At 62.6% G+C, this 23,916-nt stretch carries 28 protein-coding genes; 22 read left to right on the forward strand and 6 right to left on the reverse strand.

Annotation, left to right across the window (positions count from 1 at the left end; genetic code table 11):
* Positions 1-5 precede the first annotated feature (5 nt).
* Positions 6-1,244: a phage major capsid protein gene (locus MHY87_RS06510; RefSeq protein WP_239350504.1), complete on the forward strand. Its 1,239-nt coding sequence runs from the start codon at positions 6-8 to the stop codon at positions 1,242-1,244.
* Positions 1,245-1,263: 19 nt separating this feature from the next.
* Here the strand turns inward: MHY87_RS06510 and MHY87_RS06515 are convergent, their stop codons facing one another.
* Positions 1,264-2,058 carry a trypsin-like serine protease gene (locus tag MHY87_RS06515; RefSeq protein ID WP_239350505.1) on the reverse strand — a complete coding sequence of 265 codons (795 nt, stop codon included), beginning with the start codon at positions 2,056-2,058 and terminating at the stop codon, positions 1,264-1,266.
* A gap of 88 nt (positions 2,059-2,146) precedes the next feature.
* The gene (locus MHY87_RS06520; protein ID WP_370644854.1) at positions 2,147-2,890 is read right to left on the reverse strand and encodes a trypsin-like serine protease; all 744 of its coding nucleotides are present in this window, start codon (positions 2,888-2,890) and stop codon (positions 2,147-2,149) included.
* 18 nt (positions 2,891-2,908) lie between these two features.
* Here MHY87_RS06520 and MHY87_RS06525 point away from each other — a divergent pair, with 18 nt between their 5' ends.
* The 6 genes from MHY87_RS06525 to MHY87_RS06550 are packed head-to-tail and all read left to right on the forward strand — an operon-like array spanning position 2,909 to position 5,242.
* Positions 2,909-3,469, forward strand: a complete 561-nt coding sequence (locus MHY87_RS06525; RefSeq protein WP_239350506.1) for a head-tail connector protein — start codon at positions 2,909-2,911, stop codon at positions 3,467-3,469.
* 18 nt (positions 3,470-3,487) lie between these two features.
* Positions 3,488-3,823, forward strand: a complete 336-nt coding sequence (locus MHY87_RS06530) for a phage head closure protein (protein ID WP_239350507.1) — start codon at positions 3,488-3,490, stop codon at positions 3,821-3,823.
* Positions 3,820-4,230: a DUF3168 domain-containing protein gene (locus MHY87_RS06535; RefSeq protein WP_239350508.1), complete on the forward strand. Its 411-nt coding sequence runs from the start codon at positions 3,820-3,822 to the stop codon at positions 4,228-4,230. Before MHY87_RS06530 ends, MHY87_RS06535 begins: the two co-directional genes overlap by 4 nt.
* A 33-nt stretch (positions 4,231-4,263) precedes the next feature.
* Complete coding sequence (locus MHY87_RS06540) at positions 4,264-4,674, forward strand: phage major tail protein, TP901-1 family (RefSeq protein ID WP_239350509.1); 411 nt, start codon at positions 4,264-4,266, stop codon at positions 4,672-4,674.
* A gap of 11 nt (positions 4,675-4,685) precedes the next feature.
* Positions 4,686-5,033, forward strand: a complete 348-nt coding sequence (locus MHY87_RS06545; RefSeq protein ID WP_239350510.1) for a gene transfer agent family protein — start codon at positions 4,686-4,688, stop codon at positions 5,031-5,033.
* Positions 5,034-5,068: 35 nt separating this feature from the next.
* Positions 5,069-5,242 carry a phage tail assembly chaperone gene (locus tag MHY87_RS06550; RefSeq protein ID WP_370644865.1) on the forward strand — a complete coding sequence of 58 codons (174 nt, stop codon included), beginning with the start codon at positions 5,069-5,071 and terminating at the stop codon, positions 5,240-5,242.
* Positions 5,243-5,344: 102 nt separating this feature from the next.
* Here MHY87_RS06550 and MHY87_RS06555 read toward each other — a convergent pair whose 3' ends face one another.
* Both MHY87_RS06555 and MHY87_RS06560 read right to left on the reverse strand, forming a co-directional pair.
* Entirely contained in the window at positions 5,345-5,674 is a 330-nt protein-coding gene (locus tag MHY87_RS06555) for a hypothetical protein (protein ID WP_239350513.1), read from the reverse strand.
* 101 nt (positions 5,675-5,775) lie between these two features.
* Complete coding sequence (locus MHY87_RS06560) at positions 5,776-6,165, reverse strand: hypothetical protein (protein WP_239350514.1); 390 nt, start codon at positions 6,163-6,165, stop codon at positions 5,776-5,778.
* Between the two features lie 28 nt (positions 6,166-6,193).
* Here MHY87_RS06560 and MHY87_RS06565 point away from each other — a divergent pair, with 28 nt between their 5' ends.
* Positions 6,194-6,778 carry a phage tail tape measure protein gene (locus MHY87_RS06565; protein WP_239350515.1) on the forward strand — a complete coding sequence of 195 codons (585 nt, stop codon included), beginning with the start codon at positions 6,194-6,196 and terminating at the stop codon, positions 6,776-6,778.
* Positions 6,779-6,794: 16 nt separating this feature from the next.
* Here MHY87_RS06565 and MHY87_RS06570 read toward each other — a convergent pair whose 3' ends face one another.
* Positions 6,795-7,040 carry a YdcH family protein gene (locus MHY87_RS06570; RefSeq protein WP_239350516.1) on the reverse strand — a complete coding sequence of 82 codons (246 nt, stop codon included), beginning with the start codon at positions 7,038-7,040 and terminating at the stop codon, positions 6,795-6,797.
* A gap of 86 nt (positions 7,041-7,126) precedes the next feature.
* Between MHY87_RS06570 and MHY87_RS06575 the strand changes: the two genes are divergently transcribed.
* The 13 genes from MHY87_RS06575 to MHY87_RS06635 all read left to right on the forward strand — a co-directional run bounded on the left by MHY87_RS06575 (position 7,127) and on the right by MHY87_RS06635 (position 21,835).
* Positions 7,127-7,765: a DUF2460 domain-containing protein gene (locus MHY87_RS06575; RefSeq protein WP_239350517.1), complete on the forward strand. Its 639-nt coding sequence runs from the start codon at positions 7,127-7,129 to the stop codon at positions 7,763-7,765.
* Positions 7,766-7,778: 13 nt separating this feature from the next.
* The gene (locus MHY87_RS06580) at positions 7,779-8,669 is read left to right on the forward strand and encodes a DUF2163 domain-containing protein (RefSeq protein WP_239350518.1); all 891 of its coding nucleotides are present in this window, start codon (positions 7,779-7,781) and stop codon (positions 8,667-8,669) included.
* Positions 8,666-9,097, forward strand: a complete 432-nt coding sequence (locus MHY87_RS06585) for an NlpC/P60 family protein (protein WP_239350519.1) — start codon at positions 8,666-8,668, stop codon at positions 9,095-9,097. The genes MHY87_RS06580 and MHY87_RS06585 overlap by 4 nt, the downstream gene beginning before the upstream one ends.
* 2 nt (positions 9,098-9,099) lie before the next feature.
* Positions 9,100-12,960 carry a glycoside hydrolase/phage tail family protein gene (locus MHY87_RS06590; RefSeq protein WP_239350520.1) on the forward strand — a complete coding sequence of 1,287 codons (3,861 nt, stop codon included), beginning with the start codon at positions 9,100-9,102 and terminating at the stop codon, positions 12,958-12,960.
* 37 nt (positions 12,961-12,997) lie between these two features.
* Entirely contained in the window at positions 12,998-14,527 is a 1,530-nt protein-coding gene (locus MHY87_RS06595) for a DUF2793 domain-containing protein (protein WP_239350521.1), read from the forward strand.
* Positions 14,524-15,294: a glycosyl hydrolase 108 family protein gene (locus MHY87_RS06600; RefSeq protein WP_239350523.1), complete on the forward strand. Its 771-nt coding sequence runs from the start codon at positions 14,524-14,526 to the stop codon at positions 15,292-15,294. The genes MHY87_RS06595 and MHY87_RS06600 overlap by 4 nt, the downstream gene beginning before the upstream one ends.
* A gap of 47 nt (positions 15,295-15,341) precedes the next feature.
* Entirely contained in the window at positions 15,342-15,656 is a 315-nt protein-coding gene (locus MHY87_RS06605; RefSeq protein ID WP_239350525.1) for a PepSY domain-containing protein, read from the forward strand.
* A 16-nt stretch (positions 15,657-15,672) separates the two neighbouring features.
* Positions 15,673-16,350 carry a response regulator transcription factor gene (locus MHY87_RS06610; RefSeq protein WP_239350527.1) on the forward strand — a complete coding sequence of 226 codons (678 nt, stop codon included), beginning with the start codon at positions 15,673-15,675 and terminating at the stop codon, positions 16,348-16,350.
* A gap of 14 nt (positions 16,351-16,364) precedes the next feature.
* A complete protein-coding gene (locus MHY87_RS06615) occupies positions 16,365-17,744 on the forward strand; it encodes an ATP-binding protein (RefSeq protein WP_370644866.1) in 1,380 nt (459 codons plus the stop codon).
* Positions 17,745-17,815: 71 nt separating this feature from the next.
* Positions 17,816-18,922: a c-type cytochrome biogenesis protein CcmI gene (ccmI, locus tag MHY87_RS06620; RefSeq protein ID WP_255726440.1), complete on the forward strand. Its 1,107-nt coding sequence runs from the start codon at positions 17,816-17,818 to the stop codon at positions 18,920-18,922.
* Entirely contained in the window at positions 18,919-19,377 is a 459-nt protein-coding gene (ccmE, locus tag MHY87_RS06625; protein ID WP_239350533.1) for a cytochrome c maturation protein CcmE, read from the forward strand. The genes ccmI and ccmE overlap by 4 nt, the downstream gene beginning before the upstream one ends.
* 13 nt (positions 19,378-19,390) lie before the next feature.
* The gene (locus tag MHY87_RS06630; protein ID WP_239350535.1) at positions 19,391-21,373 is read left to right on the forward strand and encodes a heme lyase CcmF/NrfE family subunit; all 1,983 of its coding nucleotides are present in this window, start codon (positions 19,391-19,393) and stop codon (positions 21,371-21,373) included.
* Between the two features lie 3 nt (positions 21,374-21,376).
* Positions 21,377-21,835 carry a cytochrome c-type biogenesis protein gene (locus tag MHY87_RS06635; protein WP_239350537.1) on the forward strand — a complete coding sequence of 153 codons (459 nt, stop codon included), beginning with the start codon at positions 21,377-21,379 and terminating at the stop codon, positions 21,833-21,835.
* Here MHY87_RS06635 and MHY87_RS06640 read toward each other — a convergent pair whose 3' ends face one another.
* The gene (locus MHY87_RS06640) at positions 21,836-22,246 is read right to left on the reverse strand and encodes a hypothetical protein (RefSeq protein ID WP_239350539.1); all 411 of its coding nucleotides are present in this window, start codon (positions 22,244-22,246) and stop codon (positions 21,836-21,838) included.
* 366 nt (positions 22,247-22,612) lie between these two features.
* On the opposite strand from MHY87_RS06640, the gene MHY87_RS06645 reads away from it, so the two are divergent.
* Entirely contained in the window at positions 22,613-23,827 is a 1,215-nt protein-coding gene (locus MHY87_RS06645; protein ID WP_370644855.1) for a S1C family serine protease, read from the forward strand.
* Positions 23,828-23,916 lie beyond the last annotated feature (89 nt).

The following is a 23,916-nucleotide window of genomic DNA, read 5'->3' on the forward strand; positions in this document are numbered from 1 at the left end:
TTGATATGATTCCTGCTGTTGAAACCAAATCCGTCTCCGACGATGTCGCGTCGGCCTTCGAGGATTTCGCCCGCGCCTTCGAGGCGTTCAAGGACACCAACGACACGCGCCTGTCCGAGATCGAGACGCGCCTGTCGAGCGACGTGGTCACGGAAGAAAAGCTCACCCGCATCGATACCGCGCTCGACGATGCCAAGCGCCGCCTCGACCGGCTCGCCCTCGACCGTTCCCGCCCGCCGCTGGGCCGCGATGCCGATACGCAGCGCGATCCGGCGCGCAATGAGCACAAGACCGCCTTTCATGCCTATATGCGCTCCGGCGAGGCATCGGGCCTGAAGCGCCTGGAGGAGAAGGCGCTCTCCGCCGGCTCCGGCCCGGACGGCGGCTATCTCGTTCCCGATACCGTCGAGACGGAAGTTCTGCGCCGTCTCTCCGCCGTCTCTCCGATCCGCGCGATCTCGTCGGTGCGCGTGATCTCGGGCGGTCAGTACAAGCGCGCCTTCTCAACATCTGGCCCGGCGACCGGATGGGTCGGCGAGACGGGGGCCCGTCCGCAGACCGCAAGTCCCACACTCTCCGAGATGAGCTTCCCGGCCATGGAGCTCTATGCCATGCCTGCGGCGACCCAGACGCTTCTCGACGATGCGGTGGTCGACATTGACCGCTGGATCGCCGAAGAGGTCGAGGCTGCCTTCGCTGAGCAGGAGAGCATGGCTTTCGTGAACGGCGACGGCATCAACAAGCCGAAGGGTTTCCTCGCCTCCGACATCGTGAAGGATGACACCTGGAGCTGGGGCAAGCTCGGCGCAGTCCATACGGGCGGCGCGGTGTTCCCGTCGAGCAATCCCTCCGATGTGCTGGTGGAGCTCGTCTATGCCCTGAAGGCGGGCTATCGCCAGAACGCCTCCTTCATCATGAACCGCAAGACGCAGAGTGCGATCCGCAAGTTCAAGGACACGAACGGCCAGTATCTCTGGACGCCGCCCGCGAGCCTCGGCCAGTCTGCAAGCCTCATGGGCTTCCCTGTGGTGGAGGCTGAGGACATGCCGGACATCGCTGCAGGCGCCTGCGCCATCGCCTTCGGCGATTTCAAGCGCGGTTACCTGATCGTCGACCGCGCCGGCATGCGTGTCCTGCGCGATCCGTATTCCGCAAAGCCCTACGTGCTGTTCTACACCACCAAGCGTGTGGGCGGCGGCGTGCAGGATTATGCGGCGATCAAGCTGCTGAAGTTCGCGGCTTAAGTTGAAAGCGTGGGCGAGATCAACGTCTCGCCCATTCTCCATCCGCGCTGAGACTGCGGACCGCCTGCCTGATCCAGCCGAGATGCTCAACGATGGGCGTGACCGCAGTCAGGCCTCCGCATGCGCTGGCTGAGCGCGTGCGGAATGCGCCGCTCGACCAGCTGATGATGCCGTAAAGCAGGTAGCTGTCCTGAGTTTCGGCGAGGATCGGGCCACCGGAATCGCCTCGGCAGGCGCCGGCGCCGCTCGTTTCGGCCAGGCGCTGGCGGTCGACGACGATCAGGACGCGATTGGCTACCTCGATGGGGCCGAGCGAGACGAGATTGGTCTGACGGAGAACGCGCGCCGTTCCTTTGCGGCTCTCGGCGGAGACGCCGAAGCCCGCAATGGTTACCTCGTCGCCGACATCGATCCTGCCGGCCAGGGAAGGATCGAGCGGCAGGAACTCGCCGCCGAGCGGACGTTCGAGACGCAGGATCGCCAGATCGACGCCGGGCTGCGTGCGCGGCGTCGTGCCGGTCTTGAAGCTGGGATGCGTCGCCATGGCGATGACCCGGATGCGCTGCGGCTTGAATGCGCGATTGACCGCCGTGACTCGATAAGAGGCCGGATCGGTGACGCAATGAGCCGCGGTGAGAACGAGATCCGATGCGATGAGAGCCCCTGAGCAAAGCTCGCCCAGGGAGTTTTCGATGGACACGACAGAGCGCCGCAATCCGTTGGGGTCGCGCGACGTTGCGCCCAGCAGAACCGCTTGCGCGGAACTTGTGAGCAAAGTGAGGGCAGCAAGTGCGAGAAATGGAAGTGCGCGCATCTGAAAAAAATGGAGTGAGGAAAGGGCGTTACGAAGGGGCAAGATTTGCTAAGCTAGGATAGTTCCACGCGTGTGGAAATTTCCAGCGCTAGTTGCCGATCCACAACGCCGCGCGATTCCATGATTTGAGCGTGCGGTCGATCCATTCCTTCTGCGGGCCCAGAAGAATGCCCTGCGTGGCGCCTCCGCAGCTCTTGCCGCGCGATGGCGATGACCAGGAAGTGATCGCCGCAATGGCCGCCCCCGATGCCATTGGACCTCCGGAATCGCCCTGGCATGCTCCCATGGCGCCGGAGCCTTGCAACCAGAGCAGGATCTTGCTGGGGCCGTAGGGTTCCGTGACGCTCAGATGAGCCGCGCGGAAGGTGCCTGTTGTCTTGGCGTCGCCCTCGCTGGCCAGCCCGTAGCCGCCGACGATGACGGCTTCACCCTTGACAGGTGTTGAAGCGGTGAGCGTCGCTCGCTCGAAACGCTCGGGGAGCGCCTCGGGGATACGCACGAGCGCCAGGTCGATGGAGCGCTGCCGGGCCTCGATGGCTTTCGCGTTGTAGCCCGGGTGAACAGCCTTTGAGGCTGGCTTGATCAGCACCGGCTCGCCCGTCTCGTCCCGGAAATGCACCCGGTGCTCGTCCGCGCCCGTCACGCAATGGGCGGCCGTGAGCACCACGTCGCGCGCCACCACCACGGCGCTGCAGACGCCGCCGTTCGAACTCAACACCATCACGCTCTGGCGGGCGAGGGGACCTTGGTCCTCCGCTCCGCCGACGATGGCCTTTGCCCCGGTCGCAGCCAGCGACAGGGCGAGGGAGAGCGTGATCAGACGATTCATCATGGAAGGATTCCTGTTTCGATGATCCCGATATTCGTAGATGGCCCCGCCGTCGAGCCCATAACACTGCCTGAGATGAAGGCCTATCTGCGGATTGACCACGAGGCGGAGGACGATCTGGTCGCCGGGCTCATCAAGGCCGCGAGGCTCATGGTGGAGGCCGCCTCCCGCCGCGTCCTGATAGAACAGCGCTGGCGGGTGTTCATGGATCGCTGGCCGACGGGCGGGAAAGTGCTGCTGCCGGTCGGACCTCTGCTCAGTGTGGACGCCATCAAAGTGCTGGACGCGGCAGGCACGGCCTCTGAGGTGGAGGCCAGTTCCATCGACGTCGATCTCATGGGCGATCCGCCGAGCATCATAGCTGCCGATGCGCCTCATCCCGGCAAGCCGCGAAACGGCATCGAGATCGAGCTCCGCGCCGGCTTCGGCACCTCGCCCGATGCGGTTCCAGCCACCTTGAAGCTCGCCATCAAGATTCTCGTCGCCCATTGGTTCGAGAACCGGGGCGATGTGGCGGGCGAGCAGATCCTGCCGCCGGAAGCCATGGCGCTCGTCGCGCCGTTCCAGCGAGTGCGCCTTTAATTCTTTTTCGAGTTTCCGATGAAAACCAAATCATTGCCCATCGGCGCACGCTCGCGCCGGTTCGTTCTCGAAGTGCCTCTCGAGAGTCCCGACGGGTTCGGGGGCGTCATCCGCTCCTACAGGTCCGGGCCGCAGCTCTGGGGCGCGATGGAGATGCTCTCCGGCTCCGAGCGCGTGCGTGGAGACCGGCCTGAGCAGAGCCTCACGCATAGGATCACGCTGCGCTATCGCGATGGCGTGACGGGCGCCATGCGCCTGACCTCGGGCCTTCGCCGGTTCGCGATCCGCGCGGCCTCCGATCCGGATGGTTCGCGGCGCGATCTCGTGTGCCTCGTCGAGGAGATCAAGGCATGACGAGTCCGATCCTCGCGCTGCGCCGCGCCATCGTCGAAGCGGCCTCGGCGGATGCTGAGCTGGCGTCGCTCATGGGCGGAACGATGCGCCTCTACGATGAGCCGCCACGCAATGTGGAGCCTGTCTATGCCCTGTTCGGCGATGTGACGGCTCAGGACTGGTCGACCGATACGGATCGCGGGCACGAGCAGGACCTCTCCCTCGTGGTGTGGTCCGAACGCGGCAGCACGCGCACCGGTCTTGCTGTCGCTGAACGTTTCGCCGCCATTCTCGACGATGTGCCGCTCGATCTCGACATGCATCGCCTCGTGAACCTGCGCGTGACGGAAATCGCATCCGCGCGCGACAAGGACACGCAGCTTTCCCGCGTCACTCTTCATCTGCGCGCGGTCACCGAACGTGCGTGAGCGTTTGCTCTCTTCTTCAGAAAGGACTTCTTCATGCCTGCTCAAAAGGGCAAGGACCTGCTCATCAAGATCAGCGACGGCGGCACCGGCTTCGTCACCGTGGCAGGCCTTCGTACCCGCCAGATTTCGTTCAATGCGGAAACCGTCGATGTGACCCACGCGGAATCCGCCGGGCGCTGGCGTGAGCTTCTGGCCGGCGTCGGCGTGCGCCGCGCCGGCATCACCGGCTCCGGCGTGTTCAAGGATGAATCCTCGGATGCACGCATGCGCCAGGTGTTCTTCGATGGCGATATTCTCACCTATCAGATCATCGTTCCCGATTTCGGGCGCATCGAAGGCCCGTTCCAGATCACCAGCCTCGAATATCGCGGCGATCACGCGGGCGAAGTCACCTTCGAGATGGCCTTCGAATCCGCCGGCGCGTTGACCTTTGTGGCACTGTGAGGGCTGTCGTCATGGCGAATAAAAGACGCGGCGAAGTCGCGCTGCAATTGGGTGAAAAGCGCTATACCCTGTGCCTGACGCTCGGGGCTCTTGCCGAACTGGAAGAGGCATTCGGCGTCGAGGATCTCATGGCTCTCGCCGAGCGCTTCGGCACGGGGCGCTTGTCGAGCCGGAATCTGATGAAGCTCTTGGCCGTCGCTTTGCGCGGCGGCGGTCACGAGATGAGCGACGGGGAGGTGGCGAGCCTTTCACTCACGGAAGGCATCGAGCCCGTGGCATCTGCCATCGCCGATCTTCTCGTCGTCACTTTCGGCGCAGGTTCACCTTCCGCAAACCCTCCGCAGCCGCAGGACATTTAAGCGAACCGCAGGTCTTTCCCTGGGAAGACGCGATGATGCTGGGCTTGAGCGTCCTGCGGTGGAGCCCCGACCAGTTCTGGCGCGCAACGCCGCGTGAGTTATTCGCGGCATGGGAGGGGTTGAGCGGCGAGCGACGGACGGAGCCTGCGGTTAGTCGCGACTTGAGGCGGATGATGGAGGCGTTTCCTGATGATATAAAAGAGGTGTGACGAGTGCTCTCAATACGGCCGACAGAATGAAGTCTCCAAAGAACATCATTCAGCTACATGTTTCGAGCCGGATAGCCCTGCAGTTCGATTTTGCAGGGCCTGTCAGGGATAGAGCGATTGTTGAAACACCGCGCCATTCCGCTTGGCGCATTCAACTTCTACATCCTCTTTTCGTTCGTCTCTTCCGCGTGATGGCGGTTGTCCTGCAACAGCATTGGCGGCCTCCTCCTTGCAGAGAGTTTCGATCCGATTCCATTGATCATTGGGCATCGTGACCCTGCCAGCAAATGTTGCACCCTTGAGCTCCACACACATCTTGAAAAGGCGTCGCTGCGTATAGGAGGTCGCTGTCATTGGGTCGGCAGAAGCTGTTGCCTTTTCCGCCTCGTACCAGCATTCATCCCTGATGCGGCTCCATTCCGCATCGCTCATCCCAGGTGTCTTGTAGATGCTCCTCGTCGGAGGGACGCTCATACACGCGCTAAGTCCAACTGCTGGGATGAACAGGGTGATGGCGATGATGGAGCGAAGAGTCATTGGTGGATCCGATGGGATTTCGCGTCTGGAGGCACTTGGTCGGCTGTCCCGACAAACCGGATCCCTTTCGCCTCCATGCAAAGGATGAAGATCTTTCTCCATCTCTCACCTGCTGTGATGCCATTGCTGGCCTGCATGGCAACTTTCTCAGCTTCCAGGTCGCACTCCGCTTCAGCTTGGCGGAACTGCTTTTGATTTAAATCTTGTGTATTGAAGATGAAGTTCGGCCTTGTTTCCGGCTTCGTATTACAACCTATTAGCATCGTGGATGCTGTGATAAAGATAAGAGAGCTATATTTCATGGCTGCTGAAGACACGAAGCCCGGCAATAACAATTCCAAATCGGATTGGGAGAAGGACAGAGAACGCCAGCTCGGTACACTCATCAGCCTCTCCGAGAAGTTCGGTGACTCTTTGTCTAATGCTTTCGCGAAGAATATCGCCGAGGGCAAGAAGTTCGATCTGGTTTTGAAGAAGATGCGCGAGTCTCTTGTGGAAACAGGGTTACGTCTGGCCCTGGCGCCTCTTCAGATGGCCTTGAGCCAGAGCATCAAGGGTATGACTGTTGGGAGCATGGGAAGCTCACTGCCCATGAGCGGCGGGGACCTGTTCGGCGGCCTCTTCAAGGGAATCGGCTCGATCTTCAGCTCTCTCTTCGGTGGCGGCGGAGGTGCGACCTCCGCCGCGCCCTTCGCCAAAGGCGGCGTGTTCTCTCGCGGCATGGTGATGCCGTTCGCGCAAGGGGGCGTAGTCGGCGCGCCGACTTACTTTCCGCTTGGGCGCGGTCTCGGCGTCATGGGTGAGCGGGGCGCGGAGGCCGTGATGCCGCTGGCTCGCGGGCCTGACGGCAAGCTCGGCGTACGTTCCGGCGGCGGAGGTGGCTCAGCCTCGATCACGGTGAACATCTCGACGCCGGATGCGCAGAGCTTCCGCCGGTCCGAGGCGCAGGTCTCCGCCGCGCTGGCGCGGGCGGTCGCGCGCGGGCAGCGCGGAATGTAATTCTTGAAAGGATGGATCAGGCTTTCTCGTTGTCGAGCATCGCCATGATCTCGTCCTTGATCTTCAGGCGGCGACGCTTGAGCTCTTCCTCGACTTCCTCAGGCTTCGGCTCCACCCGCGTCTCGACGCGATGGATCGTGCGGTTCAGCTCGTTGTACTCGTCATAGAGCCGCGCAAAGTGATTGTTGCTCTCCTTGAGCTGGCGGATGCGGTCGATCTTGTCCGGAAAATCTTCTGGGAGGTCGTTGGGGGCGTTGCTCATCGCCTGCCGTCTCCTTGGCTCGAATGTCCTGCTCGGACGACAACGCCACCCGCTCTTTTTTCGTTTCATATTCATAAGGATGGATCATGGCATCCGATTTCCATGAGGTCCGCTTTCCTCTCGACGTCAGCTTAGGCAGCCGGGGAGGGCCTGTGCGGCGGACCGATATCGTCACGCTTGCCTCCGGCCGCGAGCACCGCAACAGCCGCTGGGCCACGTCCCGCCGGCGCTACGATGCGGGCTTAGGCGTGCGAACCGTCGATGCTCTGCACGCGGTGATCGCCTTCTTCGAGGAGCGGCGCGGCAAGCTCTACGGTTTCCGCTTTCGCGACCGGACCGATTGGCGCTCAGGCCAACCCTCGAAGGAGCCGACGCCGTTAGACCAGCGCATAGGCACGGGCGACGGCACGACAAAAGTGTTTCAGCTCGTCAAAACCTATGGTTCGTCCTTCGCGCCTTATATACGCACCATCGCAAAGCCCGTGGGCGGATCGGTGCGTGTGGCGATGAACGGCACTGAGCAGCCGGTTGGTTCGGCGTTCAACTGCGATCCGGCGACCGGTCTCGTGACGTTTCCGTTTCCGCCGCCCGCAGGGGCTGCGATCACGGCGGGCTACGGCTTCGACGTGCCCGTGCGCTTCGACACGGATGAACTCGACATCGATTTGTCCACTTTCGAGGCGGGCGGCATTCCGCAGATCCCGCTGATCGAGATCGTTCCCTAAGGCACATCACAACATGCGCAACATCCCTTCGAACCTCGCCGCCCATATGGCGGACGGGGCGACGAATCTTTGTCATTGCTGGAAGCTCATTCGCCGCGACGGCAAAAGCTTCGGGTTCACCGACCACGATCGCGATCTCGCTTTCGGCGGAACGACCTTTGCCGCGCGCTCGGGCCTGGAGGCAGCGGAGGCCACTGCCGAACTCGGCTTCGCGGTCGGCGGTGGCGAGGTATCAGGCGCGCTCATGTCAGCGGGGCTGACGGAGGATGACATCTCCTCCGGCCTCTACGATGACGCGAGCGTGGAAACCTGGCTCGTGAACTGGAGCAAGGTGGAGGAGCGCCTGCTTCTCGACATTGGCTCCATCGGCGAGATCCGCCGCTCCGACGGAAGCTTCGTCGCCGAGGTGCGCGGCATCATGCACCGCTACGATGAGGAACGCGGACGCCTGTATCGCGCCACCTGCGCGGCGGATCTGGGCGATGCGAGGTGCAAGATGAACCTCTCGTCATCCACCTATTCCGACACGGGCACCGTCACGCGTACCGATGGCTTCCTCGGAATCGCGGCTTCCGGCATCGGCTTTGCGGACGGCTGGTGCACGGGCGGAATGCTCACGTGGCTGACCGGTAGCAATGTGGGCGTCTCCGTCGAGATCAAGGTGCACCGCGCGATCAGCGGCACCGATGAGTTCGATCTCTGGCAGCGCGCGCCGCAGGCGATCAAGGCTGGCGACACGTTCCGCGTGACGGCGGGCTGCGACAAGACGCACGGCATGTGCCGCAGGAAGTTCAAGAATGCGGCGAATTTCCGTGGCTTCCCGCATATGCCCGGCAATGATTTCATCATCCGCATGCCGCAGCAGGGCGAGCCGGGGCTCGATGGCGGGAGCCTGTTCAAATGATCGAGGCCCTCTCGACACGCGTCATCACTGAAGCACGCTCCTGGATCGGTACGCCTTACCGCCATCAGGCATCGCTGAAAGGCGTCGGCTGCGACTGCCTCGGCCTGCTGCGCGGTGTTTGGCGGGGCGTGATGGGTGCAGAGCCTGAGTTGCCGCCGCCGTACTCACCCGATTGGGCGGAAGCTGGCGCCGACACGCTCGTTGCCGCCGCGCGCAGGCATCTCATCGCGATCGACGGTGCGGCGTTCGAGCCGGGTGACGTGCTGCTCTTTCGTTGGCGCGACAATGTCCCGGCCAAGCACTGCGCCATCGCGACTTCGACCGAGACTATGATTCACGCCCATGACGGGGCCTCCGTTGCCGACGTCGCTTTCGCGCCCTGGTGGCGGCGCCATCTCGCTTACGTCTTTCGCTTTCCGGAACATTGATTATGGCCACACTCGTTCTTCAAACCGTCGGTTCCGTCGTTGGCGGCATGGTGGCGGGGCCGCTCGGCGCCATGGCGGGCCGGGCATTGGGCGGCTTGGCGGGCGCCGTCATCGACAACACGCTTTTGGGCGGAGCCGATACGAAACACGTAGAGGGGCCGCGCCTCAAGGAAATCGAGGGGCTGACCTCGACCGAAGGTGCCGCCATTCCGCGCGTTTATGGCCGTGCGCGGATCGGCGGGCAGCTCATCTGGTCCACGCGCCTGGAAGAAGTCGTGAACACCAAGACCGAGCGTTCCGGCAGCCAGGGCGGCAAGGGCATGGGCGGCCCCAAGACGACGACCACCACCTATTCATATTTCGCCAATCTCGCGATCGGACTCTGCGAAGGCCAGATCGGCTTCATCCGCCGCGTATGGGCGGATGGGCGCGAGATCGATCTCTCCACCATCACCATGCGCGTGCATCGTGGCTCGGAGACGCAATCGGCAGACCCGCTCATCGTGGCGAAGGAGGGCGTCGATTTCGCGCCCGCTTATCGCGGGTTGGCCTATGTGGTGTTCGAGCGATTGCCGTTGGAGAACTACGGAAACCGCGTTCCACAATTTTCCTTCGAGGTGGTGAGGCCGGTCGACGGGTTGAACAGGATGATCCGCGCCGTGTGCCTGATCCCGGGGGCGAGCGAGTTCGGCTACGATACGCTTCCCGTCACGCAGGTGCTCGATCTCGGAAAGACGAATCCTGAAAACCGTCATCAGCTGCGCAATGCCAGCGATGCGACGGCGTCACTTGATGCGCTGCAGGCACTGTGCCCCAACCTGAAGCGCGTGTCGCTTGTGGTCAGCTGGTTCGGCAATGACCTCAGGGCGGGCTCATGCCAGATCGAGCCGCGGGTCGATACCAAGACCAAAGCAACGGACGGCGATACATGGGCCGTGGGGGGCTTGACGCGCGAGCTGGCGAAGGCCGTCTCACTTGTCAACGGATCGCCTGCTTATGGCGGTACGCCTTCTGATGAATCGGTTGTCCGCCTCATCAAGGATTTGAAGGCGAGGGGGCTCGAAGTCGTCCTCTATCCCTTCGTGATGATGGATATTCCTGCCGGCAACACGCTGCCTAACCCTTATGGCGGAACAGGCCAGCCTGCCTATCCATGGCGCGGACGCATCACCTGCCATCCAGCGCCCGGAGAGCCGGGTTCTCCCGACGGGACGAGTGCGGCTGCAAGTCAGATCGGGCAATGGGTCACCCGGAACTGGGGATACCGTCAGTTCATCTTTCACTATGCGGACCTTGCCGAGAAAGCAGGGGGCGTCGACGGCTTCATCTTGGGAAGCGAGCTGGTCGGGCTCACGCGCGTCCGCTCGGAGCCTGGAGTGTACCCAGCCGTACAGAGGTTGAGCACGCTCGCCAGCCAGTTGCGTTCGCTCCTCCGGAAATCGACGCGGATCGCCTATGCGGCGGACTGGACCGAATACGGCGCGCATGTTCTCGACGGTGGAGCGGAGGTGCGCTTTCCGCTCGATCCGCTTTTCGCAAGCAGCGCCATCGATGCGGTCGGGATCGACTACTATCCGCCCGTCTCCGATTGGCGCGACGGTCCCAACCACGCGGATCTGGCCGATGGGCGCAGCATCTACGATGTGAATTATCTGCGCGCGCGACTTGGAGCGGGCGAGGCCTTCGACTGGTACTACGCCAATGCCGAAGACCGCGCCGCTCAGGCACGCCTGCCAATCACCGATGGTGCCTATGGCAAGCCCTGGGTGTTTCGCGCGAAGGACCTCGTCTCCTGGTGGTCCAATCCGCATGTGGAACGGTATAAGGGCGTTGAAACCTCTCGCACCGCGTGGTTGCCGAAATCGAAGCCCATCTGGCTCACCGAAATCGGCATTCCTGCGGTCGACAAGGGGCCCAACGGTCCTAATGTTTTTCCTGATCCGAAATCATCGGAATCCGCCTATCCTCCGTTCTCCCGACGCGTAAGGGACGATCTCATTCAGGCGCGGGCCCTTGAAGCGATCCTTTCTCGCTTCGATCCCGCGCAGCGAGGCTTCTCGTCTGCCTACAATCCGGAGGCGTCGCTTTACGACGGGCGCATGGTCGATCCGGACAACGTCTTCGTGTGGGCATGGGATGCGCGGCCATTCCCGGCCTTTCCCGATTACGACACGGTCTGGAGCGACGGGCCGAATTGGGAAACCGGCCATTGGATCACGGGCCGGATCGAAGGCACTCCGCTCGACCGCCTGATCGTCTCCATCCTCAAGGATTTCGGCTTGGGCGATCCCGGTGCCATCCCCGTCGACGGTTTCGTGGACGGCTATGTCATCGACAAGCCCATGTCGGCGCGCGGCGCGCTCGAGCCGCTCATGCGCATGTTCGGAATTGAGACCGCGACCAATGGCGGCAAGATTGCATGGAAGGGGCGCGGCGGGCGGGCGATCATCACCCTCTCAAAGGACGATCTGGTGATGAACGAAGGCGAGCCTTCGCTTAAGCTCACGCGTTCACAGGAGACTGAGCTGCCGCAGCAGGTGGAGATCGGCTACACGGATAGCGAGCAGGAATATCGCCGCGCGGCCGTGGCCTCCCGCCGCCTGTCGGGTTCGAGCCGCCGCGAAGCTCGCGCGGATTGCGCCATCATTACCCGCCGTGCGGAAGCGCAGCGCCTTGCGGATACATGGCTGCAGGATCTCTGGGCCGGACGGGAAGGGGGCGAGTTCGAGCTGTCTCCTCGCCGCATCGAGCTCGACCCCGGGGATGTGATCTCGCTTCCCACGGATGGGGGGCCGAAGCTGCATCGCGTGGTGCGGATCACGGACGGCGCGACGCGAAAGGTGAGCACGCGGGCGGTGGAGCCCGCCGTGTTCGAGAGGCCGGGCTCCGCGATCGACAAACCCGTGCGCCGTCCGCCGCCGGTTCCCGGAAAGCCGCAGGTCGTCATTCTCGATCTTCCCGCCGCCATGGGCGATCCTGTGCCGTTGCAATACATCGCCGTCGCTGCCGATCCATGGCCTGGCGCGGTGACCGTATGGCGCTCGGGTAATGGCGCAAGTTTCAGGCCGCACCGAATTGTCGATCTTCCGGCCGTAATCGGGCGAACGAAGAACGCGCTCTCCGCTGGACCGCTCTGGCGATGGGATTTGCGATCCGCCCTCGACGTCGAGATCTCGTCAGGCGCCATCAGCTCTCTCGATGATGAGACGACGCTTGCGGGCGGCAACCTGTTTGCGATCAGGGGGGCGGATGGGCGATGGGAGATTCTCTCCGCTGCCCGCGCCGAGATGATCGGTGAGCGCACTTACCGCCTCTCACGACTTTTGCGCGGATTAGGCGGAACGGAACCGGAAGCGGGCCGTGCCGTGCCTGAAGGCTCCCTCATCGTTCGCCTTGATGAAGCGGTGGCTCCTTTGACAACCGATCTGGCCGATCTCGGGCAAAGCTGGCGCTACAGGGTAGGTGCCTCTGGGCGCGACCATGCCGATCCTTCCATGGCCGAGATCGTAGCAAGTGTCGGTCGCGAAGCGCTCAAGCCGCTGAGCCCGGTTCATGTCACTCTGCGTCGCGAAGCAGACGGCGTGCGCATTTCCTGGGTGCGGAGGACACGGCGGAACGGGGATGGCTGGGAGGCTGTCGACGTTCCTCTCGCAGAAGATGCGGAGAGTTATGAGATCGACATCCTGAAAGCGGGGAGCGTCGTTCGCACACTCGTGAGCCCGCAGGCTTTCGTGACTTATCCGGCTGCACAGGAGATCGCCGATTTTGGCGGTCGTCAGACGGCGGTTAGCCTTCGCATCGCGCAAGTCAGCGCGGTTGCCGGACGGGGCTTCGAGAGAAGCGTCGCCCTGAAAATTCTCTGAAGTATTTCCACTCGTTCATTTCACGGCAATTTCATCGATGACCTCAACGCCTCATCTCGCCCTGCCGCTGCTCGCCGCGGCGCAGGCCCAAAAGCATGTCACGCATAACGAAGCACTCGCGGCCCTGGACGCTCTCGTCCATCTTGCCGTAAGAGAGCGCGGACGCACAGCTCCTCCCGCAACGCCCGCGGAGGGAGACCGCTATCTTGTCGGTGCCAGCGCGACGGGAGCATTCACGGGCCATGAATCCAAGATCGCTCTGTTCGATCTGGGCGCATGGCGCTTCTTCGCGCCGCAAGCAGGCTGGAGTTCTTACGTCGAAGCTGAGGGTGCCATCATCGTTTTCGATGGAACTCGGTGGCAGGACATCAGCCGATACTGCGATATGCTCGAAAGTCTCGGAATCGGAACGACGCCGGACGACTTGAACCGCCTCTCCGCGAAACTCAATGCGGCTCTGTTCGCGGCATTGAATACGGAGGAGGGGGGAACGGGAGACCTGCGCTTCGTCCTCAACAAATCCGGCGCCGCCAACGTTCTCTCGCAGCTTTATCAACGCGGCTTCAGCGGGCGGGCTGAGACGGGACTGATCGGCAACGACGATTTCAGCATCCGCGTCTCGCCGGATGGATCGCGCTGGATCGATGCGCTGCGCTTCAATGCCGAGACGGGGATCGGCACATTCCCTCAAGGGATAACAAACCTGCCGCAGGCCAACCTGCTCATCAATTCCTTGTTCCGGGTCAATCAGAGAGGCTTCGGCGGCGGAGCCTTGGCGGAAGGCGTTTACGGATTCGATCGCTGGAAAGGCGGCCCAGGCGGATGCACGCTCACTCGGGCCGCGGATGGAGCGGTCACTCTCACGGGTAATCTCGATCAGGTCGTCGATGTAGCGCATGCTTCCGCGTTAGTGGGAAGCGCCAATCTCGCAGGGGCCGTGCTGACCCTTTCGGTGCAGGACCCGTCCGGGCCTCTATCCGTCTCGATCGGAACGAAGGCCGCGACGATTCCCGCCGGATCGGGACGCCGTTCTGTCACCGTGACCCTCGATGCTTCTGAAACCGGGCATATCGCCGTCAGGCTCGGTTCTTCGAGCGCATGCTCGTTCAAGCATGTGAAGCTGGAGGCCGGGGCTTATGCAACGTCATGGGTTGGAGAGGCTCTCGATGTCGAAGAGCTCCGCTGCCGCCGATACTTCCAACCTCTGCCTGTAAGCGGCACTTCGCCGATGACGCTGGGAGCGCTTGGGCAAAGGGTTTCTACGAACATCATCGATATTCCGCTGGTGCTGCCGGTTCCCATGCGAACCGGAGCGACATTAGTCACCAGCGGCGTCACGTGGGCCGGCGCGACGCCGACGGGCAACCAGATCGGCTTCTACAGCCACAGCAATTCGGCATGGTCCACTCTATCGGGTACGCTGAGCATCTCGACGGCAGGATCGGCCAGTGCCACCTCGGTGGTGGTGCGGCTGCAGGCCAGCACATCCTTTACCGGCTCAACGGGTGCCGTGGGCACTCTATCCCTGGGCAACTCGGCGCACCTGGCTCTGCAGGCGGAATTGTGAGCACGGCCGCATCGGTTTCTACATCGGCGTTCGAGGTGGCTCTCGCGGTCGTTCTGAAGCACGAGGGCGGCTTCGTTCAGCACCCTCAGGACCCTGGTGGAGCCACGAATTTCGGGGTCACGATTCAAACCCTGTCCCGTGCGCGCGGCTATCCCGCGTCCGTCGAGGATGTACGCCATCTCACCATGGAAGAGGCGTCAGCGATTTATCGCCGGTTTTATTGGGATGTTCTGCATGCCGGCGAACTTCCCCGAGGGCTCGCTCTCGCGCTGTTCGATTTCGCCGTCAACTCGGGGCCTCGCCAGGCAGTCGCGATGCTGCAGCGGATTCTCGATGCCGAGGCCGATGGCTTGATCGGTCCCATCACGCTCGAGGCCATCCGTCGGGCCGACGAGGCCGACATCATTCGCCGCCTGACGCGCAGGCGCCTCGGGTTTCTCTCCCGCCTCGCCATCTGGCCCATCTTCGGGCGCGGGTGGCGCAGGCGGGTTCTCGACGTCGAGCGGGAATCCATCCGGCTCGCGTCTTCATTCAACCCTCAACATGGAATATCTGAAATGATCGATACCAAGACCATTCTCGCCAGCCGCACGATCTGGGCCAACCTGATCGGCCTTCTTGCCGTGATCCTCGGCCTGTTCGGGTTCGATGCTTCGGCCTTGGGCGCCAGTGCCTTTCAGGAGGCCCTGGTTCAGTTCATTGCGGCAGGCAGCTTCATCGCCTCGACCGTCTTCCGGATCCTGGCCACCAAGCAGATTACGAACTAGATTCCACATTCAGGCTTCGTTCAGTGCCGTAAAGTCATAAGGCGGGCATGCGTCTGGTTTGGCTGATCATAGCGATGTGGGGACTGATGGGGGCGGCGTCCGCGCAAAGCGCGACGGCGGCCCTCAAGAACTGCCTGCCACCCAAGGAAATGCAGGAGGCCGTGGCCGCCAAGGGCGTCGTGGCTCCGGCCTCGGCCGTCATGACGGCCCGCAGGCAGGTTCCCAACGCGGACGTGGTGCGGGCTAGCCTTTGCCGCAGCAGCGATACCCTGGTTTATGTGATCATGGCCTTGCAAAAGGATGGGCGTATCGTGCAAGTGACGATCGACGGCTCATCCGGACGTGTGAAATCGGTCCAGTAAAAAGAAAGCTCGAAACGTGCGCCTTCTCGTTGTCGAGGATGACAGAACCCTCAATAAGCAAATCGTGACCGCCCTCGAACAGGCGGGCTACGCGGTCGATACCGCTTTCGATGGCGAGGAGGGGCAGTTCCTCGGGGATACAGAGCCCTACGACGCCATTATCCTGGATCTCGGCCTGCCTAAGGTGGACGGCGTATCAGTCCTCACGGCCTGGCGCCGGGAGGGCAAGAAGGCGCCGGTCATCATCCTGACCGCCCGCGACCGCTGGAGCGACAAGGTCCAGGGCTTCGACGCCGGGGCCGACGATTACGTGACCAAGCCCTTCCACATGGAGGAGCTTCTGGCCCGCGTCCGAGCCCTGCTGCGTCGGGCCACCGGCCATGCCACGAGCGAGATCGCCTGCGGCCCCGTGAAGCTCGACACCCGCTCGGGCCGCGTGGCGGTTGACGGAAATCCGGTGAAGCTCACCTCGCACGAGTACCGGCTCCTGTCCTACCTCATGCACCACATGGGCCGCATCGTCTCGCGCGGCGAGCTGACCGAGCATCTCTACGATCAGGATTTCGACCGCGACTCCAACACGATCGAGGTCTTCATCGGCCGCCTGCGCAAGAAGCTCGGGGTGGATATCATCCAGACCGTCCGCGGCCTGGGCTATCTCCTCGACGCGAGCCAGACACAGACCAAGTCGTGAGAGGGTTCCGCCCGATCCTGGACCGTTTCGCAAGCCGGCCCATCGCCGTCCGGCTTGCAGTCTCTTCCGTCTTCTGGAGCTTCGCGATCCTGCTCATCGCAGGGCTCATCCTGCTCACGCTCTATCGCGACAACACCGAGAGAGCCTTTGACCAGCGCCTTCTCGTCTATGCCAACACCCTGGCCTCGAACCTTGTGGCCCCCGGCGATCCGGACCGCGATCTTGGTCCCATCGGCGATCCGCGCTTCGAGCTGCCCCTGTCCGGCTGGTACTGGCAGGTGGCTCGGCCCAACGCCAAGCCCGACGAAATCCGCTCCTCCAAATCCCTGTTCGGTGGTCAGGTACCGAGCCTCTCAGCTGCCAGTGACAACAGGTTCGGGCAAATCCGCCGCGGCTACGGCAAGGCGCCGGACGAGCGGAACCTGCGCGTCATCGAGCGTGACATCGATCTCGGCGAGGACGGTCGTTACATCATCCGCGTGGCAGGCCCCGCCGATGAAATCGATGTGGGCGTGCGTGATTTCCTCTTCGCGCTGACCGTGACCTTCGCACTCCTCGGCCTGGCTCTCGGCTTCTCCACCCTTCTGCAGATCCGCTTCGGCCTGCGGCCTCTCGCCAATCTTCGCAGCGCTCTCGGTGCTATCCGGCGCGGCGAGGCCGAGAGGATCGCAGGCGAGTACCCGCGCGATATTTCTCCGCTCGCGAGCGAATTGAACCTCCTGCTCGATACGAACCGGGAGATCCTGGAGCGCGCCCGTACCCAGGTCGGCAATCTGGCACACGCCCTCAAGACACCGCTCAGCATCATCATGAACGAGGCCGAGAATGCCCCCGACGAGGTGGCTGCCCGGGTGCGCGAGCAGGCGACCTTGATGCGCGATCAGGTGAACTATTATCTCGACCGCGCCCGCGCAGCGGCTCTGGCCGGCACTCTCGGAACCCTTACGGATGTGGAGCCGGTCATCGGGGGCCTCGCCCGGACCTTCGCCAAGATCTATCGAGACAAGGATTTGGCGATCGAGCTCGCGATTCCGCATGATCTGCGGTTCAGGGGAGAGAAGCAGGATCTCGAGGAGATGGCCGGCAACCTGATCGACAATGCCGCCAAATGGGCCTCTCACAAAGTCGAGATCTCCGTCGAGATCGTCCGCGAGGATGATGACCGTCCCCGCTTCCGCCTGCTCATCGACGATGACGGGCCGGGACTGCCGGAAACAGCCCGGGCCGAGGTGCTCAAGCGTGGCCGCCGCCTCGATGAAACCAAGCCCGGCTCAGGTCTCGGCCTTTCTATCGTCAGCGATCTCGCCGCTCTCTATCGCGGTTCGCTCAAGCTCGAAGCAGCCCCCTTGGGAGGCCTGCGAGCGGTGCTCGAGCTGCCGGGGGATAGAGGTTAATCCTATGTATTTTTACGCGTGACACCGTGCCACCGTCGTGCTTGACGAGGACTCGGAGTAATTAGGATTTTATGGTGATCTGGATCATACTCTTGCTGATGACGGCGGCAGCCGTGATGGCGGTGCTTTGGCCGCTGTCGCGCCATCGCGGGTTCACGGCGCAGCAGCTGGATCCGGATACGCAGTTCTATCGCGAGCAGATCGCCGAGATTGAGCGCGACCGTGAGCGTGGCGCGCTGTTGGACAGCGAAGCCGAAGCCGCCAAGGCCGAAGCCGGGCGCCGCCTTCTGCGAGCCACCGGCATGACGGCAGCGGATGCTTTCGTGGCTCTGGGCGAGCCTGCCCTGCGCCGCCGCAGGGCCGCGTCGACCCTGGCCTTGTCCATGATTCCGATCATCGCTCTTGCTCTTTATGGAGCCTATGGCTCGCCTCATTTCATGGCCCGACCGCCGGAGCGTCAGGCTCAACAGCAAGGCGGCAATTTCGACCTCATGACCGCCGTTTCTCAGATCGAGGCACATCTAGCCCAGAACCCTCAGGATGGACGAGGCTGGGAAGTCGTGGCTCCCGTCTATTTCCGCATGGGACGTGTCGATGATGCCGTGAAGGCCTATGAGACAGCTGTGCGCTACCTCGGGCCCAGCACAGAGCGGCTGTCCAATTACGGTGAGACGATGGTGCTCGCGAAAGACGGTCTTGTCTCTGCCGAGGCACAAGCGGTGTTCGAGCAGGCCGTCAAGCTGGATGGGCAGGCCTTCAAGGCGCGCTATTATCTGGCCGTTGCAGCAGAACAGGACGGTAAAGCCGACAAAGCCAAGCAGGCTTATGCGGAGCTTCTCGCCTCCTCGCCGGAAGGTGCGCCATGGGCCGGTGCCGTGAAGCAGCGGCTCGCCAGCCTCGGCGTCGAGCAGCCCGTTGCAGGGCAGGGGGATGCTCCCCAGATAGGGGCCGAAGACATTGCCCGCATGGTGTCCGGTCTGGCCGAGCGCCTCGAATCCCAGGGCGGCTCTCCTGAAGAATGGGCGCGCCTGATCCGGTCCTACACGGTTCTCGGGCAGCGCGACAAAGCGGTGGCGACTGCCGCGCGTGCTCGCCAGGTTCTGGCGCAGGACAACGCCGGCTTGAAGACCATCGATGCGATGACACGCGAACTGAAACTGACTGACGCCGCACCATGACCAGAAAGCAAAGACGTTTGACCCTGATCGGCTTCGCGGGAGGTGTTCTCGCGCTTGCGCTCGGTCTCGTGCTTTACGCCATGAACGACACGATCGTGTTCTTCAATTCGCCGGCGGACATCCAGGCCAAGAACGTGCAGCCCGGCACACGCCTGCGCCTGGGCGGCCTCGTGAAGGAAGGAACGGTCCAGCGCGGCGCCGATCAGCAGATCCGGTTCGAGGTCATGGATGCGCAAGCCACCATGCAGGTGCATTACAAGGGCCTGTTGCCGGACCTGTTCCGCGAAGGTCAAGGCATCGTGGCCGAAGGCGTTCTGGAGAGCGCGACCGTGTTCCGCGCAGATTCCGTGCTGGCCAAGCACGACGAGAACTACATGCCGCGCGAAGTAGCGGACACCCTGAAGAAACAGGGCCATTGGATGGGTGAGGCCAACGCCGCGCCGAAGACGCAGTAACGAGGAGAGCCCGGTGATCGTCGAGGCTGGACATTTCGCGCTCGCACTGGCGCTCGGGTTATCCCTGATCCAGTTCATCGTGCCGCTTTGGGGCGCGCGCGCCAACGATCCCGTTCTGATGTCGGTGGGGCCTGTGACGGGTCTGGCCGTCTTCGTCTGCATCGCCTTTTCATTCCTGGCGTTGACGGTCGCCTATGTGACGTCTGACTTCTCAGTCGTGAACGTGGTCGAGAATTCGCATTCGGCAAAGCCTCTCATCTACAAGATCTCCGGTGTGTGGGGTAACCACGAAGGCTCGATGCTGTTGTGGGTGCTGATCCTCGCGCTGTTCGGATCGGTCGTGGCTCTCGCCAAAGACAGCATCCCGATGCGGTTGCAGGCCAACACGTTGGCGGTTCAGGCTGCGATCACTATCGCTTTCCTGCTCTTCATCCTGCTGACGTCGAATCCTTTCACGCGCCTTATTCCGGCAGCGGCCGAGGGGCAGGATCTGAACCCGCTGCTGCAGGATCCCGGCCTCGCGATCCATCCGCCGCTTCTCTACATCGGCTATGTCGGCTTCTCGATCTCGTTCGCATTTGCTTGCGCCGCGTTGATCGACGGGCGCATCGATGCGGTATGGGCACGCATCGTCCGGCCTTGGACGCTCGGTGCCTGGGCGTTCTTGACCCTCGGCATCGCGATGGGTTCCTACTGGGCCTATTACGAACTCGGCTGGGGCGGCTGGTGGTTCTGGGACCCGGTGGAGAACGCCTCGCTCATGCCGTGGCTTGCAGGCACGGCCCTGCTGCATTCCACCGTCGTCATGGAAAAGCGCGATGCGCTGAAGGTCTGGACGATCCTGCTCGCCATTCTCACCTTCTCCCTGTCGCTGCTCGGCACCTTCCTGGTGCGCTCGGGCGTGCTGACATCCGTCCATTCCTTCGCTGTCGATCCGGAACGCGGCACCTTCATTCTCGGCATCCTCATCCTGTTCATCGGTGGCTCGCTCGCGCTGTTCGCGTGGCGGGCGCCGATGCTCAAGCAGGGTGGATTGTTCGCACCCGTCTCGCGCGAGGGCGCGCTCGTGGTGAATAATCTTTTCCTGGCGACGGCCTGTGCTACGGTTCTGATCGGCACGCTCTATCCGCTGGCGCTCGAGGTTGTAACGGGCGAGAAGATTTCGGTCGGCGAACCATTCTTCAATCTGACTTTCATCCCGCTCATTCTTCCGCTTCTCCTGCTTCTGCCCTTTGGCCAGACGCTCGCCTGGAAGCGCGGAAATTTTCTCGGGACCGCGCAGCGTCTTTACGCCGTGTTCGGCATTTCGCTGCTTGCCACCATCGCGATGTTCGCCTTCGAGTATGGCGGACCCGTCGCTGCTCCGCTCGGCATAGGTCTTGGCGTCTACCTTATTCTCGGTTCGCTGAACGAGATCGTGACCCGCTCCTGGGCGAAGGGCACACCTCTTTCGGTGGCTTGGCGCAAGGCTGCCAACCTGCCGCGCTCCACATGGGGCACGGTGATCGCCCATGCGGGCGTCGGCCTGACGGTCATCGGCATTGCCGCGACGGCCTGGGGCGTTGAAGGCCTCGCAACCGTCAAACTTGGAGAGCGCATCAAGGCTGGCGATTACGAGGCCAGACTCGAGCGTGTCGTGCCACGCACGGAAGCCAATTACCGCGAAGATGCCGCTGTCTTCACCATCTACCGGCAGGGCCATGAGCTCGGCACTCTGGAGAGCATGAAGCGCCTCTACGTGACCCGCGGCATGCCGACGACGGAAGCGGGCATCATGACCGTGGGCCTCGGCCAGGTTTATGTGAGCCTCGGTGAAGTGCAGAACGATGGCTCAGTCGGCGTGCGGATCTACTACAAGCCGCTCGTGCTGCTGATCTGGATCGGCTCCGTCGTCATGGCCTTGGGCGGCGGCATTTCCCTGACGGACCGGCGCCTGCGCATCGGCGCTCCAGTTCGGGCCAAGATCCCAGCTGCTGCAGCCGTGCCTGCGGAGTAAGCGATGCGGTTTGTTCTCAGTCTCTTGGCGGCCCTCGTTTTCAGCGCATCGGCTTTTGCCGTTCAGCCGGACGAGGTGCTGAAGGATACCGCTCTCGAAAAGCGCGCTCGCGAAATCTCCTCGGGCCTGCGTTGCCTCGTCTGTCAGAACCAATCCATCGACGATTCAGACGCGCAGCTTGCCAAGGATCTGCGGGTTCTCGTGCGCGAGCGTCTTGTTGCCGGTGATACCGACAAGCAGGTGGAGAGCTTCCTCGTCCAGCGTTACGGCGAGTTCGTTCTGCTCAAGCCCACTTTCGGTGCTCACACACTGTTGCTGTGGCTAACCCCGGCACTCGTTCTGCTTCTCGGTGGCATCGGCGTCTATGCCGCCATGCGGCACCGTCCGCGTCCTGCTGCGGCCCTCGATGCGGAGGAGCGGAAGGCGCTGGAGAATCTGCTCAAGCGTAATCAGGACGCTTGACTAAAAGCGCAGGTACTTCCTGCGTTTCATCCATGCTTCGTGAATGGGTGTAACTTCCCTCATTGAGAGGTTTCGAGGAGTGTAGTCCGCACGGAATGGGTGCGTATTCCTCGCATGGAAACGGCTCTGTCGTTTCCATTGAACAAGCCAACTTGTCGCTGCGCCAAACCGCAAAGCTAGTGCTATCGGGCTGTCGATTTCCTGATATCTGGCCTGAAAGGTACGGTCGTGAAAGCTGCGGCCTTTGGATTTACCTGTCTCTTTTTCATTTTGCCTTTTGCTGCTCAATCCGATGAGAATCTCGTCGCCAAACGCGAAACCTGTCGTCAGGAAGCGAGAACCCGCATCGCACCTGTCGGGAAGATCGGCGTCGATGAATTCCGGCGTATCGTGGAACGGCGAGCCGCTCATGTAAGCCGCTGCATGGCCCGAATCTTTGTCGCTGCCGCCGAAAGCCCGCCGCTCCCGCCGGAGCGAGCGCTCGACGCTGCACCCGACACGCACCGGAAAGATACTCTCGTATCGAACCGGAAGAAGCCCGCGAAATTTGCGAAGGGCATCGGTCGGCGGAAGGTGAAAGCGGCTTCGGTCAGGACGTCCAAGGCCAGGAAGATTGCCAGCAAAAGGCCGTCACGCCTGTCTCGCCGAAGCAAATGAATGGCTGAGGGTCTAAAACCTTACCAACATTTCATCTTGGCGTGAGGGTATCGTAAGGCGGCAAACCCCATCTTCCTCTCAACATGAACCCCGATGGGTTCTTTTCAGGAGAGAGAAGAGATGTTGGACAAGGCTTCCAATCCCGTCCGTAAGCGTACTGCGAAATGGCTCGGCGCCGCAGCCGTGGCCGCCCTGATTACCGGCGGCTCCCTTGGAACCGGCCTCGTCGCTCCTAATCCTGCCCATGCCGAGTTGCGCTCCATGTCGCAGCCGGTCCAGAATGTTCCGTCCTTCGCCGATGTGATCGAGCGCGTGAAACCTGCCGTCGTGGCCGTGAAGGTCAAGGTGCAGAATGTGGCCGACCGAGGCGACGATGAGGGCGGACCGCAATTTTCCATGCCCGATCTGCCTCCCGGCCACCCGATGGAGCGCTTCTTCCGCCAGTTCCGGGATCAGATGCCGGGCGAGCGCGGAGAGCGTGGTCCTCGCCAGCAGCGTCCCCGCCAGTTTGGCCAGTCCCTCGGCTCAGGCTTCTTCATCTCGGCCGACGGCTATGTCGTGACCAACAATCACGTGGTCGACAATGCCTCCGAGGTTCAGATCACCATGGATGACGGCAAGACCCTCGACGCCAAGGTCATCGGAACCGATTCCAAGACCGACCTTGCCCTGCTCAAGGTCGAAGGCAATGACTTCCCCTATGTGCGCCTCGCAGGCCAGAAAGCCCGCATCGGCGATTGGGTCGTCGCCATCGGTAACCCCTTCGGCCTCGGCGGCACGGTGACGGCCGGCATCGTCTCGGCTCAGCACCGGGATATCGGCGCTGGCCCATACGACGACTTTATCCAGATCGACGCCTCCGTGAATAAGGGCAACTCAGGTGGCCCGACCTTCAACCTCTCCGGCGAGGTTGTGGGCGTGAACACGGCGATCTTCTCGCCGTCGGGCGGCAATGTGGGTATTGCGTTTGCCATCCCGGCGACCACGGTCGATCAGATCGTGACGTCCTTGAAGGACAAGGGTTCCGTGACCCGCGGCTTCATCGGCGTGCAGATGCAGCCCGTGACCAAGGAGATCGCGGAAGCTATCGGCCTCAAGGAAGCCAAGGGCGCTCTGGTGGCCGAGGCGATCAAGGACGGTCCCGCTGCGAAGGCCGGTGTCCGCACGGGCGATACCATCGTCGCCGTGGACGGCCAGCCGATCAACGAGGCCAAGGATCTGTCCCGCAAGGTCGCCCAGGTCGCACCCGGCAAGAGCCTGTCGCTCACGCTCTGGCGTGAAGGCAAGGAACGGACGGTAACCCTCGAGGTCGCCAGCCAGCCGAAGGGCGTCTGATCCTCAACAAAGAGTAGAGCACCAGGACCTTAAGTGTTGCTTGCCCCCGACACCTGGTGTCTTCTGCCCGCGGCAGGTTGGCCTTTTCC

This window comes from Microvirga sp. ACRRW (genome assembly GCF_022346925.1).
In the GTDB taxonomy this organism is placed as follows: Bacteria; Pseudomonadota; Alphaproteobacteria; order Rhizobiales; family Beijerinckiaceae; genus Microvirga.

What these genes read in the sequence shown, in the direction of transcription:
- MHY87_RS06510 (WP_239350504.1), top strand. Translation starts at nt 6, where the DNA reads ATGATTCCTGCTGTTGAAACCAAATCCGTCTCCGACGATGTCGCGTCG.
- MHY87_RS06515 (WP_239350505.1), bottom strand. Translation starts at nt 2,058, where the DNA reads ATGCGCGCACTTCCATTTCTCGCACTTGCTGCCCTCACTTTGCTCACA.
- MHY87_RS06520 (WP_370644854.1), bottom strand. Translation starts at nt 2,890, where the DNA reads ATGATGAATCGTCTGATCACGCTCTCCCTCGCCCTGTCGCTGGCTGCG.
- MHY87_RS06525 (WP_239350506.1), top strand. Translation starts at nt 2,909, where the DNA reads ATGATCCCGATATTCGTAGATGGCCCCGCCGTCGAGCCCATAACACTG.
- MHY87_RS06530 (WP_239350507.1), top strand. Translation starts at nt 3,488, where the DNA reads ATGAAAACCAAATCATTGCCCATCGGCGCACGCTCGCGCCGGTTCGTT.
- MHY87_RS06535 (WP_239350508.1), top strand. Translation starts at nt 3,820, where the DNA reads ATGACGAGTCCGATCCTCGCGCTGCGCCGCGCCATCGTCGAAGCGGCC.
- MHY87_RS06540 (WP_239350509.1), top strand. Translation starts at nt 4,264, where the DNA reads ATGCCTGCTCAAAAGGGCAAGGACCTGCTCATCAAGATCAGCGACGGC.
- MHY87_RS06545 (WP_239350510.1), top strand. Translation starts at nt 4,686, where the DNA reads ATGGCGAATAAAAGACGCGGCGAAGTCGCGCTGCAATTGGGTGAAAAG.
- MHY87_RS06550 (WP_370644865.1), top strand. Translation starts at nt 5,069, where the DNA reads ATGCTGGGCTTGAGCGTCCTGCGGTGGAGCCCCGACCAGTTCTGGCGC.
- MHY87_RS06555 (WP_239350513.1), bottom strand. Translation starts at nt 5,674, where the DNA reads ATGAGCGATGCGGAATGGAGCCGCATCAGGGATGAATGCTGGTACGAG.
- MHY87_RS06560 (WP_239350514.1), bottom strand. Translation starts at nt 6,165, where the DNA reads ATGAGTGTACCGAGCTGGCGTTCTCTGTCCTTCTCCCAATCCGATTTG.
- MHY87_RS06570 (WP_239350516.1), bottom strand. Translation starts at nt 7,040, where the DNA reads ATGAGCAACGCCCCCAACGACCTCCCAGAAGATTTTCCGGACAAGATC.
- MHY87_RS06575 (WP_239350517.1), top strand. Translation starts at nt 7,127, where the DNA reads ATGGCATCCGATTTCCATGAGGTCCGCTTTCCTCTCGACGTCAGCTTA.
- MHY87_RS06580 (WP_239350518.1), top strand. Translation starts at nt 7,779, where the DNA reads ATGCGCAACATCCCTTCGAACCTCGCCGCCCATATGGCGGACGGGGCG.
- MHY87_RS06585 (WP_239350519.1), top strand. Translation starts at nt 8,666, where the DNA reads ATGATCGAGGCCCTCTCGACACGCGTCATCACTGAAGCACGCTCCTGG.
- MHY87_RS06590 (WP_239350520.1), top strand. Translation starts at nt 9,100, where the DNA reads ATGGCCACACTCGTTCTTCAAACCGTCGGTTCCGTCGTTGGCGGCATG.
- MHY87_RS06595 (WP_239350521.1), top strand. Translation starts at nt 12,998, where the DNA reads ATGACCTCAACGCCTCATCTCGCCCTGCCGCTGCTCGCCGCGGCGCAG.
- MHY87_RS06605 (WP_239350525.1), top strand. Translation starts at nt 15,342, where the DNA reads ATGCGTCTGGTTTGGCTGATCATAGCGATGTGGGGACTGATGGGGGCG.
- ccmI (WP_255726440.1), top strand. Translation starts at nt 17,816, where the DNA reads ATGGTGATCTGGATCATACTCTTGCTGATGACGGCGGCAGCCGTGATG.
- ccmE (WP_239350533.1), top strand. Translation starts at nt 18,919, where the DNA reads ATGACCAGAAAGCAAAGACGTTTGACCCTGATCGGCTTCGCGGGAGGT.
- MHY87_RS06635 (WP_239350537.1), top strand. Translation starts at nt 21,377, where the DNA reads ATGCGGTTTGTTCTCAGTCTCTTGGCGGCCCTCGTTTTCAGCGCATCG.
- MHY87_RS06640 (WP_239350539.1), bottom strand. Translation starts at nt 22,246, where the DNA reads ATGAGCGGCTCGCCGTTCCACGATACGCCGGAATTCATCGACGCCGAT.
- MHY87_RS06645 (WP_370644855.1), top strand. Translation starts at nt 22,613, where the DNA reads ATGTTGGACAAGGCTTCCAATCCCGTCCGTAAGCGTACTGCGAAATGG.